Raw genomic sequence first — 14,318 nt, forward strand, 5'->3', positions numbered from 1 at the left:
CTTGCTCACGTTGGTAGCCCGGCTGCTGGCGCGGCATGCCGCGTGAGACCTGCCCGTCGGCCGCGTAAGAGTCCAAGAGGAGCGTAATGGATATCGGAGTCTGCCTGCCGACCACCATCCCCGGTGCTGACGGCAGCCAGTTGATCGAGTTCGCACGCCGCGCGGATCGCCTCGGATTCCACAGTCTGACGGTGGTCGACCGGGTGGTCTACGACAACTACGACGGCATCGTCGCGCTTTCCGCCGCGGCCGCGGTCACCGAGCGGATCAAACTCGTCACGGCGATCCTGCTGGCCGCCTACCGGCCGAGCGCGGTGGAGCTGGCCAAGCAACTCGCCAGCCTGGACCGCCTCTCCGGCGGCCGGCTCATCCTCGGCGTCTCCGCCGGGATGCGGCAGGACGACTACGTCGCGACCGGCGCCGACTACAACACCCGTGGCCGGCGCCTGGACGCGATGATCGAGGAGATCAGGGAGGTGTGGAAGGGGGAGGGCCCGGTACCGGGTGTCGGCCCCCGCCCCACCAACGGCGACATCCCGATCTGGGCCGGCGGCCACTCGCCGGCCGGTCTCCGCCGGTCCGCCAAGTACGCAATCGGCTGGATCTCGCCGGGCGGCCCGCCGCACAAGTACCCGGAGCTGGTGACGAAGATCAAGGAACTCTGGGCCGAGGAAGGCCGCGCCGGTTCACCGAGGATGGGCGCCAACTGCTACGTGTCGCTCGGCCCGGACGGCAAGGAGCACGCCACCGAGCACATGCTCAGCTACTACTCCTACATGGGCACGATGGCGCAGCATCTCGTGGCGGGAGCCGTCACGGACGAGGGCAGGCTGCGCGACGTGGTGGACGGCTACGCGGCCAACGGCTGCGACGAGCTGCTGCTGCTGTCGTGCACGGCCGACCCCGACCACCTCGACCGGATAGCCGACGTGGTGCTGCGCTGACTCGGAGGACCTGATGGACACCCCTCGCGACCGGGGCCGGCCGCTGCGGATCATCATCATCGGCGGCGGCATCGGCGGACTGTGCCTCGCTCAAGGGCTGAGGCAGGCCGGTATCGACGACATCGCCGTATACGAACGTGACGGATCCGCTCGGGGGCGGATGCAGGGATACCGGCTGCGGATCAGTCCCGAGGGGGAGCGGGCACTACGGCAGTGCCTGCCCCGCCAGGCGCAGGACCTGCTCACCGCGACGTCGAACACGCGGCAGGAGGAGGGCCTGGCGGCCTACGACGAGCAGCTCAACCCGCAGTGGGCCCCCGCGTTCGACGATCCGCGCGGCGACGCGCCGGACAAGGTGGACGCGGTCGACCGGGTGACGCTGCGCCGCATACTGCTCGCCGATCTCGACGGCGTGGTGCGCTTCGGCAAACGATTCACCCACTACGAGCAGGTGGACGGGCGGGTCGTGGCGCACTTCGCCGACGGCGGCTCGGACACCGGCGACGTGCTGGTGGCCGCGGACGGGGCGAACTCCCAGGTACGTGCCCAGCTACGGCCGGCCGACCGCGCCCATGACCTCGGCGTGCGCGCGATCCTGTCCCGCACCTCGAGGGCCCGCGCGATCGAGGCCGGGTTGCCGGAGGTCCTGCGCGACCGGTTCGTCAACGTGACGGGATCGAACGGACTCCGCCTCGCGCTGATGCCCATGGTCTTCCGCACCCCACCGCGGGAGGCCGCCGAGCGGCTCTGGCCCGGCCTGGGATTCGACGACACCGAGGACTACTACATGTCGGTGTTCAGCGTGCACCGCGAGGTGCTCGGGCTGCCCGACGACTCGTTCTTCGCCATGACCGGCGAGGAGCTCCGCGAGCTGGTGCTCGAGCGCACCGCCGGCTGGCACCCGCACCTGCACGGCGTGTTCGCCCACGCCGAGGCGGAGGAGACCTACCCGCTCGCGCTGCGGGCCACGCTGCCCGTCGAGCCCTGGGCGCCGGGGAACGTGATCCCGCTCGGCGACGCGGTGCACACGATGCCGCCGACCGGCGGGGTCGGCGCCAACACCGCCCTGCGCGACGCCGCCTCGCTGTGCCGCGCGCTGACCGCGGCGACGCGCGGCGAGCGGCCGCTGCCGGCCGCCGTGGCCGAATACCAGGCGGAGATGGTCCAGTACGCGACCGAGGCGACGAACATGTCGCTGAAGATCGCCAAATGGTCCATGCAGAAGATCGACCTCAATGACAAGAAGCTCTCCCAAGCGTAGAAGGAGCCACGCAAGTGACGAGCATTCCCACGGACACCAGCCGTCCAGCCGGAATCCTGCGGCTGGCAAATTCCTTCTGCGACGCCAAAGCGCTGCTGACCGCCGTAGAACTCGACCTGTTCACCGTCCTGCACGCCGGCCCGGCCAGTGAGGAGGAGATCCGCCGCCGCCTCGAACTGCACGGCCGGGGCCTTTCCGACTGGCTCGACCTGCTCGTCGAACTGAACCTGCTGGAGCGGGACGGCGTCCGCTACCGCAACGGCGCGGGCGCCGACCGCCATCTGGTGCGCGGCGCGGACTCCTACATCGGCGGGTTCATCGAGCGGTCCAACCGCAACCTGTATCCGGCGTGGGGCAGGCTGTCCGAAGCGCTGCGCAGCGGCAAGCAGCAGTCCGGGAGCGACTTCGAGGCGGTGGTGGACAACCCGAAGGTGCTGGCCCAGTTCATCAACTCGATGGACGCGCTGACCGGCGTGCTCGGCCCGCAGCTGATCGAGGCCTACGACGGATGGTCCGGCTACCAGTCCGTGCTGGACGTCGGCGGCTGCCGGGGCGCTCTGGTGTCGCAGGTCGTCAGGGCGTATCCGCACCTTTCCGGTGCCGTCTTCGACCTGCCGCAGATGTCGCCCTTCTTCGAGGAGAAGGTCGCCGAGCAGGGCCTGGCGGGCAAGGTGACATTCCACGGCGGCAGCTTCTTCACCGACCCGCTCCCGTCGGCGGACGTCGTGATGCTCGGGCACGTGCTGCACGACTGGGACCCGCAGCAGCGGAAGTTCCTGGTGGAGCAGGCCTACCGGAGCGTCAACCCCGGAGGCGTGCTGCTGGTCTACGACCGCATGCTCGACCGTGCGTCCAGCCGGGTCGAGAACCTGGTGATCAGCCTGGACATGCTGCTGGTCACCGACGGCGGCTCCGAGTACACCGTGACCGAGCTGCGAGGACACGCCGAAGGGGCCGGATTCGCCTCGGTCGAGGACCGCCCGCTCGGCGACGACGACACGCTCGTGGTGGCCCGCAAGGCGCGCTGACCGCGGGCCCCGGTCACGGCGGGCGAGCAGACGCGGCCTCGCCCGCCGTGACCGTCCACTGCGGGAGAGCGATGTGCCTGCCGCGGCCGTTCACCGTGGAAGGACGGCGTGCCTGCCGCGGCCGTCCACTGCGGGAGGGCGATGTGCCTGCCGCGGCCGTTCACCGTGGAAGGGCGGCGTGCCCGCCGTGACCGGCCGAGGACCTGTCTGGAGAGTTCCGCCGAAGGAGGCGACCGATGATTGTGGTGTTCGGATCCACCGGCAATGTGGGACGGCACGTCGTGACCGGGCTGGTGGCCGCCGGCGAGCGGGTACGCGCCTTCACCCGCGATCCCGCCCGCGCCCGGTTCGATGAGAGCGTGGAGGTCGTGACGGGAGACCTCAAGGACCCCGGCACCGTGCTCGCCGCGCTCGCCGGCGCGGACGGCGTCTACGTGGCGACCAGCCCCGACGCGCTGGCACACGAACTCACCGTGGCCGCGGCGCTGCGCCGGTGCGGCGTCGGCCGCGTGGTGAAGCTGTCGTCCGTCGCCGCCAACGCGCCGGTGACCGACTCCTACGGAGCGGCGCACGCGGCCGCCGAGAACGCCTTCACGGAGTCGGGGGCCGAATGGACGGCGTTGCGCCCGGCCGGATACATGTCGAACGTGCTGCAGTGGAGATCGTCGATCACGTCGCAGGACAGGGTCTACCAGCCCTACGGAAAGGTCCGGCGGGCAGTGATCGATCCGGAGGACGTGGCCGCCGTCGCGGTCGCCTGCCTGACGACGGCAGGCCATCACGCGAAGGCCTACCAGCTCACCGGGCCCGAGGCGCTGACCGCACCCCAGCAGACGGCCAGGGTCTCCGCCGCGCTCGGCCGCCCGCTGGAGTTCGTCGACGTCGATCCGGAGCAGGCCAGGAACGGCATGATCCGCGCGGGGATGCCGCCGGAGCTCGTGGACGGGCTGCTCTCCTCGATGGCGGATCCCGGCCCGCTACGGGGCGGCACGCCGCAACCCACCGTGCGGCAGATCACCGGCCGCCCACCGGCGACGTTCGGCTCCTGGCTGGCCCGGCACCTGACGGAACTCCGCGGCTGACCTCCCGGGGAGATCAGCCGCGCGAGGGCGGCCGGACGCCGGCTTTGCGGCAGAGGACCAGCGTCTCGTTGTCGTCGAGCCGCCGGTGACTCACGGAGGCGAAACCGGCGGCCCCGGCGAGTTCGGTCAGTTCGCCGATCGTGTACTCCGAGCCCTCCTCGGTGACCAGCGCCATGATGAGGCTCGCCAGCAGGTTGTCGATGTCGGGGTGCTCGTCGTCCAGCATCCGGTCGTGCACCAGCAGCACTCCACCGGGGTTGACCGCCCGGAAAGCCTTGCGCACCAGCTCCTCCCGCTGCCCGTGCGGCCAGTTGTGCAGGATGTGCCCGAGGATCAGCACATCGGCGCGGGGCAGCGGGTCGCGGAAGAAGTCTCCGGCGTGGAAGCGCACCGCCCCGGCCGTGCCCAGCTCGGCCATGTGCTCCCGGAACAGCGGCTCCATCTGCGGCAGGTCAAATACGTGCCCGGCCAGCCCGGAGTGCGTGACGACGAGCTGCCCCGCCAGGCCGCCGCGGCATCCCCCGACATCCAGCACCGAACGGTATCCCGACCAGTCGACCGCCTCGGCCAGCAGCGGGATGAGCGGCCGCAGCGTGCCCTCCATCATGCGCACATAACGCCGCAACTGTTCTGGATCGTCCAGCATGGCGGCGAAACCGTCGGCAGCCGAGCGCGGCCGGCCGCTGCGCAGCGTCTCGGTCAGCCCGTCCCAGACCGGGTACAGGTTAGCCTTGGCCCCCAGCAGGGCGCCGCCGACGTAGCCGGGCAGCCCGCTGACGAGGTAGCGGTCCGGGCCGGCGGCCGCGCGGTAACGGCCCTCTTCCTCCTCCAGCAGGCCGAGCGCGACCAGCAGTCGCAGGAAGTCGCGCAGCCCGCGGCCGTGCAGCCCCAGCCGACCGATGATCTCCTGCTCGGTGGCGGGGTCGTCGTGCAGCACGGTGAACAGATCGAGCTCGACCGCCGTGAGCAACGCCTGCGCCTGGCAGAAGGCATTACCGAGCCGGAGAATGCCGTGCACAGAGCCGATGCCGGGGGCTGTGCTCACCATCGGCGGGCCTCCTTTCCCATCGCCGACCACAACGCCGCGATCGTGCCGCACCACCTTGGAACATCACTCGAAGGCCCGCGACCGCCGCCGGCGGCCGCTACACCGGTTCTCGAGCCCGGCACGAAGATCCGGTCGCACAGTACTCCTGGCGACGTACCGACGACCTTGGGAACGGTGATGGCGATGCACGTGAGCGCGACCAAGGAAACGTGCGCGGTGAGCAGTATGTGCGTCTACCGCGCGCCCAGGGTCTTCGATCAGGACGAGGACGGCACGGTCGAGGTCATCGACCCGAATCCCCCCGCTGAGCTGCACGAAGACGTCCGGAGCGCGGCGCGTGGCTGCCCGACCAGGTCGATACACGTCGAGTGATCGTCGAGGGCGTCTGGAAACACCGGCCGCATGCTGTGGAGAGCTGCGGAACCAACCGAAGGAGACGTGGATGTGCGGCATCGCCGGCTGGGTGGACTTCGGGCGCGACCTGACGCGGGAGCGGCCGACGCTGCAGGCAATGACCGATACGCTGGCCAACCGGGGTGTGGACGACCAGGGGCTGTGGGTGAGGGGCGACGTCGCGCTCGGGCACACGCGCACCGCCGTCATCGACCCGGCCGGCGGCGCACAGCCGCTGACCGTCGAGGAGGACGGCCGTCCCGTCGCGGTGATCGTCTACAACGGCGAGGTCTACAACTTCAAGCAGCTGCGGACCGAGCTGCAGGCGCGGGGGCAACGCTTCCGCACCCGCAGCGACACCGAGGTGGTCCTGCGCTCCTACCTCGAATGGGGGCCCGACTGCGCGAAGCGGCTTGAGGGCATCTTCGCCTTCGCCGTCTGGGACCTGCGCCGCGAGGAGCTCGTCCTGGTCCGCGACCGGCTGGGCGTCAAACCCCTGTTCTACACCCGGCTGCCCGAGGGCATCCTGTTCGGGTCCGAGCCGAAGGCACTGCTGGCCAACCCGCTGGTCCGCCCGGTCGTCGCCGTCGAAGGGCTCCAGGAGCTCTTCGCCACCGCCAAGAAGCCGGGACAGTCGGTCTTCCGTGACATGCGGGCACTGCTGCCAGGTCACACGCTGACCGTCGGCCGCGGGGGCGTGGTGGACCGGACGTACTGGACGCTGGAGGCGCGGCCGCACACCGACGACCTCGACGGGACCATCACCAAGGTCCGCTCGCTGCTGGAGGACATCGTGCTCCGCGAGCTGGAGGCGGACGTCCCGCTGTGCACGGCGCTCTCCGGGGGCGTGGACTCCAGCGCCATCACCGCGATCGCCGCCAAATGGCGCCGGGAGCTGGACGGCGAGCGGGTGCGGACCTTCGTGACCACCTTCGACGACTACGCCAGGAACTTCCAGCCCGACGACGTCCGGTTCTCCCCCGACGAGCCGTACGCGGCGGAGGTCGCCCGGCACCTCGGCTCCGATCACGTCAAGATCATGCTGAACACCCAGGACCTGATGGATCCGCAGACGCGTCTGGCGGTGCTGCTGGCGCAGGACATGCCGACCACGCTCGGCGACATGGACACCTCGAACTACCTCACCTCGCGCCAGATCAAGACCCACTCCACCGTGGCGCTGGCGGGGGAGGTGGCCGATGAGATCTTCGGCGGATACAACTGGATGTACAACCCGGACCTGCTCGACGCCGACGTCTTCCCGTGGGTGGCCAACGAAACCCGCCAGCAGGGCTCTCCCACGGGCCAGGGCAGGAGACTCTTCGACCAGGGGCTCATGCGCAAGCTCGACATGAACCACTACTACGCCGACCACTACCGCCAGGCGCTGGCCGAGGCGCCGCACCAGGACGGGGAGGACGCCAAGGAGCGGCGGATGCGCTCGGTCGGCTACGTCACGCTGACGCGGTGGCTGCCCATGCTGCTCGACCGCGACGACCGGCTCTCCATGGCGCACGGCCTCGAACTGCGGGTGCCCTACGCCGACCACCGGCTCGTCGAGTACATGTACAACACCCCCTGGAGCTTCAAGACCTTCGACGGCAGGGAGAAGAGCATCCTGCGCGCGGCGGTGCGCGACCTGGTGCCGCCGTCCGTCCTGGAACGCACGAAGAGCCCGTGGCCGGTCACCCAGGACCCGGCCTACACCAAGATGCTGCACGACGAGCTGTCCGCCCTGGTCGCCGACCCCTCGTCACCGGCCCTGCCGTTCCTGGACACCGACGCGGTACGGCACACACTCGACCATCCCTCGAGCATCGCTCACGAGTGGGTGAGCAGGATGCACATCGAGATGGCACTGCAGTTCAACACATGGCTGAGGCACTACAACGTAGAGCTGGCGATCTGACATCCGCGAGGTGGTCAAGCATGGATTTTGCCGATGTGCTGCGCAGGCGCCAGATGGTGCGCAGCTACACCGATGAGCCGGTGTCCGACGACGCGCTGAACCGCATCCTGCAGGCGCTGCGCCGCGCGCCCAGCGCGGGGTTCAGCCAGGGGCACCGGCTGGTCGTCGTCACCGACGCCAAGCTCAGGCAGCAGGCCGCCGACATCGCCGAGGGCCGGTATGTCGAGCTGGGCTTCCCCCCGTGGATCTCCGAGGCGCCCGTGCACATCTACGTCGGCACGCGCGAGAACTCCTACCACGAGCGCTACGGGGGAGCCGAGCAGGTCCGGCCCGGATACACGGAGATTCCCTGGCCGGTGCCGTTCTGGTGGTTCGACTGCGGCGCGCTGTTCATGCTGCTGCAGCTCGCCGCGATCAACGAGCGACTCGCGACCGGGTACTTCAGCTCCGTCTACACCGACGAGCTGGCCGCCCTGGCACAGGTGGCCGGCCTGCCGGACGACGTCGCCCTCGCCGGCGTCCTCACCGTCGGGCACCCTGACAACGGCCGCTCCCTGCCCATCCCCGCGAACGCCGTCTTCCGCAAGCCGAACGACGAGCTCATCGAGTGGCGCCGGTAGGCCGGGCCGGGCGGGCCGAGACGGCGGCGTCCAGGGACATCATCGGATAGGGAGCGACAACTGTGCGGAAAGTTGCGGCAACTCCGGCGGACCGGCGCATCGTCGTCCTCGGCGGGGGCATCGCCGGCCTGGCGGCGGCCATCGCCCTGGCCAGGCGCGGCTATCCGGTCACGCTGATCGAGCGGGACCCGCCGCCGCCGGCCGGCCGCGACCAGGACCCCTTCCTGGCGTGGAAACGCCGCGGCGTCCCCCAGTTCCGCCTGCCCCACGGCTTCTCGGCCCGGGCCCGCAGCCTGCTGGCGGCCCACGCGCCCGACGTCCTCGAACGGCTCCGGGCCGACGGCATCGAGGAGATCAACGTCTTCAAGCAGCTCGTCGCCCCGGACCTCTGGCAGCCCTCCGACGACGAGTTCACCGTCGTGTGGGCCCGGCGGTCGGCCTTCGAGCTCGCCCTGCGGCGCAGCGCCGAAGCCGAACCGGGCATCCGCCTGCTCAGTCCCGAGGTCGCGAGCGGGCTGTGCTTCGAACGGTCCCCCGGCGGCCCGCCGCGGGTCACGGGGGTCCGCCTGGCCGACGGCCGCGAGCTGGACGCGGACCTGGTGCTCGACTGCGGCGGCCGGCGCTCACCCGTGTCCCGGTGGCTCGCGGCCGAGGAGGCCCACGTCCGCACCGACCTCCAGGACTGCCAGACCGTCTACTTCAGCCGCTACTACCGCTTCACCCCCGGCTGTGCCCTGCCCAAGACCGCTGTCGCCGTCCTGCGGGGAGAGCTCGAAAGCGTCATGTACCTTGGTTTCCCCGGCGACCACGACACTTTCGCCATCTGCCTCGAAGCCCGTCCCGATGACAGGGACATGCGGCTGCTGCGCCACACGTGGGCATGGGAGGCCACCGCCCGCAGCATCGAGGAGGTGGCGCCCTGGATCGACCCGGCCAACGCCACCCCCGTGAACGAGGTCCAGACCATGGGCGGACACCACAACGTCCGCCGGCGCTACGTGGTCGACGGCCATCCGATCGTGCTCGGCCTGCTCGCCGTCGGCGACGCCCTGTGCACCACCAACCCCGCCTACGGCTGGGGGGCGTCGATGGCACTCACCTACGCCTTCGCCGCCGCGGAGGCCGTCGCCCGTCACGACCCGGATCCGGTCGCCGTGGCGCTCGCCTATGACGCCGCCACCGCGAGCGAGGCCGACGCCGTCTACCGGGAGTCGGCCGCCATGGACCGGGCCCGCATCTACCGCCACACAGGGCAGGAGGTGCCCGAGCACGACCGGGCCGAGATGGAACGCCAGCACCTCATCGCCGAGGCCGTCTCGGCCGGGGTGTTCTTCGACCTCGAAGTCGGCCGGGCCTTCTGCCGCCGGGTCAACCTCGCGGGCCCCGCCGATGCCGTGCTCGACAGCCCCGACATCACCCCGGGGGCCAGGCGCGCCCACGACCCGCCCACCTCCGCGCCGGCCCCGAAGGCCGGGCCCGACCGCCAGGAGCTGCGCTCCATCGTCCTGGCGGCCCGGCCGAGATCCACCGCCTGAACCGCAGGCTTCACCCCCGGACGGGAACGGGGGAGGCCGGGAGACGGGTCTCCACCTGAATCGCAGGCTTCACCCCGGACGGGGGCGAGGGCGGAGTCGCGGTAGGCCGGGAGACGGGCCTCCGCGCTGAGCCGGGCGGCGGCCTCCGCCGGAACCCCCGCTCTGACGTGCGACATGACGGTGCCGGGAGTTCCCTCCCGGCACCGTCACGTATCAGAAGGACGACGCGGTGGTGGGAGCATCACGTCCCGGCCACCCGGAGCCGGGCATCCGGCCGCGTCGTGCTCCGCCTGCCGTACGCCGCGCCGGGAGGATCCACGCCGCCCCTGCCCGGCAGCGGGAACAGGGGCCTCGGCGCGCGTCGCCGCCGAGAACGACGCGTTCACCTGGGCGGCTCCGGGCCGGCGTGCGGCTCAGTAGACGGCGGTCACCTCGTAGACGCCGAACGGCCTGCCGTCCGGCGCCCGCTGGTAGCGGCGGAGCGGAGTCGTGGTGCCGCGGTGCGCCGCGCCCTCCTCCCACGAGCGGAACGCGGCGAGACTCTCCCACTCGCTCATCACCACGAACGCCGCCGGGTCGTCGGCCGCGCGCAGCAGCTCGTTGCCGAGCAGGCCCGGCGTGCCCGCGAGGTCACGGCTGATCTGGTGGTAGGCCTCTTCGACGGCGCCGGGCTCCTCCGAGGGCGCGGCGGTGTAGATCAGCACCCTGGCCCGCGAGGCTCCGGATCCGCCGGCGCCGTTCGCTGTGGTGGAGGCGGAGGTGGAGGCAGGAACGGGGGCGGGACCGTCGGACGTCACAGGCCCGCCCCGGCGCCGGTCATCGCGTACACCACCCGCATGGTCGTCATCGATCCGCCCGAGCGGAACGGGTGCAGCCTGGTGCGGTGCGCCAGGTGCCCCTCGCTGTGCTCGAACTCCCGGAAACGCCGCTCGTCGGCCCAGTCGCTCACGATGTAGTACACCCCTTCCTCCTCCTGGCTCCTGGACAGCCACTGGCCCAGGTTGGCCGGATGATCGGTGACCGCCCTGCCGACCTGGAGCCAGGTCCGCTCGAACTCCCGCTCCATGCCCGAACGGATCTGCATCCGCAACAGCACACGGAACACCGGCGACCCCTCGGGCGACCCCGAAGGCGACTCCGACGGCGACTCCGACGGCGACCCGGACGGCGATGCGGACAGAGACCCGGACGACGCCTCGGACGGCGGTGTGGGCTGTGCCCCGGACGGCGATGCGGACGGCGTCTCGGGCTGTGACGCGGACGGCGATGTGGACGGTGCCTCGGACGGTGGTGCCGGTTGTGGTGTGGACATGGTGTGTTCCTCCCTCGGGCTGCCGGATCCGGCAGGTGAGCGCGTGCCTTCCAGCGGGCGGCCATGGTGCGGGCCGTCACCGACAAGCAGACCCCGTCCCGCTGGTCGATCGCTGGCAGCTCACTGACCCCGCGCACCCTCCCGCCCCTCCGCCGAGCGGCCCCCTCAAGCCACCCTCGAGCCGTACGGCCGCCGGCCTGCGACGGAGAGGTCCGCTGGGAGCCTCAGGCGGAGTGGTCGTGCTGCGGGGGAGAGCTCATCTCGGGTTGGATGAACTCGCGGTTCAGCCGTTCCCTTGCGTAGAGCCGGGTGAGCTTGTGCATTTCGTAGCGGATGCCGTCGATGCCGCCTTCTGACTTGACGTCGAGCAGGTGGCAGCTGACCAGCCGGGTGAGCTGGGCCTCTACGGCGTCGGCGGCGCTGCCGAGCAGGCCGGCGGCTGTCGCGGCGGTGAAGTCCTGCGGGGGGAGCAGGCTGAGGAGACGGAGAGCGCTGCGATCGTGGGGATCGAGCCGGAAGTAGGTGTCGTCGTAGTCGGCCCGCACGTCGAACTCCGCGAACCGCAGCTGGTCGAGGGGGGCCGGACCGGACTCGATCAGCGCCGCCATCTTCTGCAGAGGCCAGGTCCGTGCGGCGGCCAGGCGGGCGCCGACGGACCGCAGCGCCAGCGGCAGGTGCCCGCACAGATCGACGATCTTCTCGGCCTGCTCCCGCTCGGCGGCGACGCGGTCGGTCCCGATGATGCGGCCGAGCAGCTCCACGCCTTCGGTCAGGTTCATGACGCCGAGTTCCACGGTCTGCACGCCGGGCAGGCTCTGCAGTCCCTCGCGGCTGGTGATGATCACTGTGCACTGGGGGGTGGCGGGCAGCAGTGAGGCGACCTGGGAGGCCGCGCACGCGTCGTCGAGGATGACCAGGACCCGCCGGCCGTTGCTCCAGGTGCGGAAGAGGTTGCTGCGTTCCTCCAGGGAGGGGGGGATCTGGTGGTCGGGTACGCCTACGGCGCGCAGGAAGCTGGCGAGGACGTCGGTCTGCGGTGTGGGGGTGGCGGAGGCGCCGCGCAGGTCCGCGAAGAGCTGCCCGTCGGGGTACTGCGCCCGGTTGAGGTGGGCGGCGTGCAGCGCCAGGGTCGTCTTCCCCGCTCCGGCCATGCCGCAGATCGACACCGCGCGGGCTGTGGTGCGGTTGTCCTGGCCGGCGGCGAGTATCCGGCGGATGTGAGCGAGAGGTTCAGTCCGGCCGGTGAAGTCGGAGATGTCTGGCGGTAGCTGTGCCGGGACGGTCAAGGTGGCGGCGTACCGCGTGGCGGTGGCCACCGGCGGGACCGGCCTGGCCTTGGCCGGGCCGGCGGAGTCGGCGCTCAGCAGTGACTGGTGGAGGCGTTGCATGGCGGTGGACGGCTCAAGCCCGAGCTCGTCGATCAGCACCCCACGCAGCTGCCGATAGACCTCCAGCGCCTCATATCGGCGCCCGGACCGGTTCAGGGCCGTCATGAGGTCCCCGTGGAAACGTTCGTGGAGGGGGTAGGTGTAGACGAGCACTTTCAGCTCGCTGATGAGCTCCTGGTAGCGCCCCAGTCGCATGTCCGCCTCGATGTGCATCTCCAGCGCCCGCAGCCTGTTCTCCTCCAGGCGGGTCACGTGGGCGGACAGGATCTCTCCCGCGGTGACGCCGACGAGTGCCTGACCGCGCCACAGGCTCAGCGCCTCGGTCAGCAGCTCGCTGGCGTGCAGCGGGTCGCCTTTCTCCAGCGCGAGGCGTCCCTGCCGCGACAGCCGTTCGAAGTCGCAGACGTCGATGGCCTCGTCGGCGACGTCAAGGAGGTATCCGGACGGCTGGGTGTGCAGGCGGGCCAGCCCGGAAGGGTCCAGCACGTCTTTTCTGAGCTTGTAGATGTAGGTCTGGAGAGTCGTCATGGCGCTGTCCGGCGGATGACTGCTCCATAGCTCATCGACGAATTCGCTGACTTGCACAATCTGATTCCTGCGCACCAGAAGAAACGTCAGAACCTGACGAACTTTGGGTGCCGTCGGAGTGATATCCCGGCCCTCATGGGTTACGGCTAGCGGGCCGAGAATGCAGAAACCCATTTTGCCCCCTCCGATCACATATGTTCACATATGTTCACAATGAGCACACGCCTAGGATGCTAACCTCGCCCCACTAGAAATACACTCGAAGCCTAGTTGACCTCATTGTGTTTTCCATCCCCGTTTCGCCCCCGTTTCTTGCCTGTTTCGAGATATCGCCCAGTCCCGGTCATTTACGATCTTCACCGGGCGTCTGTCGCGGTCCCGGGTCGTTTGACCTTGGTGGCCTGCGTGCCGGCCCGTCCGGCTCCGCTCCGGGTAAGGCGGGTTTCCGGGTGGGGGAGTCCCGGAGGTCGCGACGTCGGCCGTGCCGTACAGCGGTCGGGTCAAGGATCTGTCAGGTGAATATGCGTGCGGTCCATAGTCGGGTCGCAGTGATGGTGGATGTTGCTTCCAGGTCGACCCGAGGCCAAGCCTAGTCGCATTCTTCCCCGTTTCAATATGCCGTCTAGAATGCGCCGACTGTCCTGATCCGACTCCGCTCCGCGATAATATCGGATGCGACAAAACGGCATGCTGAGCGTAAGCTCAAGATAAGCGGAGTGTGATCGCGGGTCGCTCTCTGCGGTCGTTTCGGGCGGGGTGTTTGATGTCCGCGGGGAAGATGTCCGTTTCCGGCCGATGGTCGATGGGGCATTTGCGCTGATGGTGGGCGGGTTTACGGGTTCATGCCGCATGGGTGGGGTGCCCGTCGCCCTCGGGATGCCTGGCAGGTCCGGTGGTGCCGCCGATTTCGAGCGGCTTTACGGTCAGGACGTAGTCGAGCGATTACTGTGTGATATATCCGCTGGAAGACGGGGTGTGCCAACAAATCATTCGCGCTGGATCAAGAACACGGTAAATGTGATGATCGTGGCATGTGAAATGTAGCGTAAGCACAAACAACCGACGAGTTCCACGGGCCTGGCCGGTTGAGGCCGCGGCTCACGACATCGGTTGGTCTCCGCGATCCGCCGTGTTAACGCTCGACCGCGTGACACGGCATCGCGCCGGCCGATCCGCCGCGGCCGATCGAGGACGGCCACGATCAGCCGGGCACACGCGCCGCCGCGTTCAGGGCCGGTGCCGCCGCAGCCGGATGCCGGCTCCCTGACCG

Annotated in this window: 12 protein-coding genes; 8 read left to right on the forward strand and 4 right to left on the reverse strand. The window is 70.0% G+C overall.

Annotated elements, in window-relative coordinates:
- The first annotated feature begins 86 nt into the window (after positions 1-86).
- The 4 genes from BM085_RS02700 (at position 87) to BM085_RS02715 (ending at position 4,315) form a co-directional block, all read left to right on the forward strand.
- Positions 87-944, forward strand: a complete 858-nt coding sequence (locus BM085_RS02700) for an LLM class flavin-dependent oxidoreductase (RefSeq protein ID WP_093885440.1) — start codon at positions 87-89, stop codon at positions 942-944.
- 13 nt (positions 945-957) lie between these two features.
- The gene (locus BM085_RS02705) at positions 958-2,205 is read left to right on the forward strand and encodes an FAD-dependent oxidoreductase (protein ID WP_093885441.1); all 1,248 of its coding nucleotides are present in this window, start codon (positions 958-960) and stop codon (positions 2,203-2,205) included.
- A 14-nt stretch (positions 2,206-2,219) separates the two neighbouring features.
- Positions 2,220-3,233, forward strand: a complete 1,014-nt coding sequence (locus BM085_RS02710) for a methyltransferase (protein ID WP_093885442.1) — start codon at positions 2,220-2,222, stop codon at positions 3,231-3,233.
- A gap of 236 nt (positions 3,234-3,469) precedes the next feature.
- The gene (locus tag BM085_RS02715; protein WP_093885443.1) at positions 3,470-4,315 is read left to right on the forward strand and encodes an NAD(P)H-binding protein; all 846 of its coding nucleotides are present in this window, start codon (positions 3,470-3,472) and stop codon (positions 4,313-4,315) included.
- A gap of 13 nt (positions 4,316-4,328) precedes the next feature.
- On the opposite strand, the gene BM085_RS02720 is transcribed toward BM085_RS02715, so the two are convergent.
- Entirely contained in the window at positions 4,329-5,363 is a 1,035-nt protein-coding gene (locus BM085_RS02720; RefSeq protein ID WP_093885444.1) for a methyltransferase, read from the reverse strand.
- A 177-nt stretch (positions 5,364-5,540) separates the two neighbouring features.
- Here BM085_RS02720 and BM085_RS02725 point away from each other — a divergent pair, with 177 nt between their 5' ends.
- The 4 genes from BM085_RS02725 (at position 5,541) to BM085_RS45660 (ending at position 9,820) form a co-directional block, all read left to right on the forward strand.
- Positions 5,541-5,735: a ferredoxin gene (locus BM085_RS02725; protein WP_081937925.1), complete on the forward strand. Its 195-nt coding sequence runs from the start codon at positions 5,541-5,543 to the stop codon at positions 5,733-5,735.
- Between the two features lie 70 nt (positions 5,736-5,805).
- Positions 5,806-7,665, forward strand: coding sequence for an asparagine synthase (glutamine-hydrolyzing) (asnB, locus tag BM085_RS02730; protein WP_093885445.1), 1,860 nt, complete (start codon positions 5,806-5,808; stop codon positions 7,663-7,665).
- A gap of 20 nt (positions 7,666-7,685) precedes the next feature.
- Positions 7,686-8,285: a nitroreductase family protein gene (locus tag BM085_RS02735; protein WP_093885446.1), complete on the forward strand. Its 600-nt coding sequence runs from the start codon at positions 7,686-7,688 to the stop codon at positions 8,283-8,285.
- Between the two features lie 62 nt (positions 8,286-8,347).
- Positions 8,348-9,820, forward strand: coding sequence for an FAD-dependent oxidoreductase (locus BM085_RS45660; protein ID WP_093885447.1), 1,473 nt, complete (start codon positions 8,348-8,350; stop codon positions 9,818-9,820).
- 413 nt (positions 9,821-10,233) lie between these two features.
- Here the strand turns inward: BM085_RS45660 and BM085_RS02745 are convergent, their stop codons facing one another.
- The 3 genes from BM085_RS02745 to BM085_RS02755 form a co-directional block, all read right to left on the reverse strand.
- Complete coding sequence (locus BM085_RS02745; protein WP_093885448.1) at positions 10,234-10,617, reverse strand: antibiotic biosynthesis monooxygenase family protein; 384 nt, start codon at positions 10,615-10,617, stop codon at positions 10,234-10,236.
- Entirely contained in the window at positions 10,614-10,925 is a 312-nt protein-coding gene (locus BM085_RS02750; protein ID WP_245789078.1) for an antibiotic biosynthesis monooxygenase family protein, read from the reverse strand. Before BM085_RS02750 ends, BM085_RS02745 begins: the two co-directional genes overlap by 4 nt.
- Before the next feature lie 431 nt (positions 10,926-11,356).
- Entirely contained in the window at positions 11,357-13,222 is a 1,866-nt protein-coding gene (locus BM085_RS02755) for an AfsR/SARP family transcriptional regulator (protein WP_093885449.1), read from the reverse strand.
- Positions 13,223-14,318 lie beyond the last annotated feature (1,096 nt).

The sequence above is a fragment of the Streptosporangium canum genome, assembly GCF_900113865.1.
Lineage (GTDB): Bacteria > Actinomycetota > Actinomycetes > Streptosporangiales > Streptosporangiaceae > Streptosporangium > Streptosporangium canum.

What these genes read in the sequence shown, in the direction of transcription:
- BM085_RS02720 (WP_093885444.1), bottom strand. Translation starts at nt 5,363, where the DNA reads ATGGTGAGCACAGCCCCCGGCATCGGCTCTGTGCACGGCATTCTCCGG.
- BM085_RS02715 (WP_093885443.1), top strand. Translation starts at nt 3,470, where the DNA reads ATGATTGTGGTGTTCGGATCCACCGGCAATGTGGGACGGCACGTCGTG.
- BM085_RS02735 (WP_093885446.1), top strand. Translation starts at nt 7,686, where the DNA reads ATGGATTTTGCCGATGTGCTGCGCAGGCGCCAGATGGTGCGCAGCTAC.
- BM085_RS02700 (WP_093885440.1), top strand. Translation starts at nt 87, where the DNA reads ATGGATATCGGAGTCTGCCTGCCGACCACCATCCCCGGTGCTGACGGC.
- BM085_RS02755 (WP_093885449.1), bottom strand. Translation starts at nt 13,222, where the DNA reads ATGGGTTTCTGCATTCTCGGCCCGCTAGCCGTAACCCATGAGGGCCGG.
- BM085_RS02725 (WP_081937925.1), top strand. Translation starts at nt 5,541, where the DNA reads ATGGCGATGCACGTGAGCGCGACCAAGGAAACGTGCGCGGTGAGCAGT.
- asnB (WP_093885445.1), top strand. Translation starts at nt 5,806, where the DNA reads ATGTGCGGCATCGCCGGCTGGGTGGACTTCGGGCGCGACCTGACGCGG.
- BM085_RS02705 (WP_093885441.1), top strand. Translation starts at nt 958, where the DNA reads ATGGACACCCCTCGCGACCGGGGCCGGCCGCTGCGGATCATCATCATC.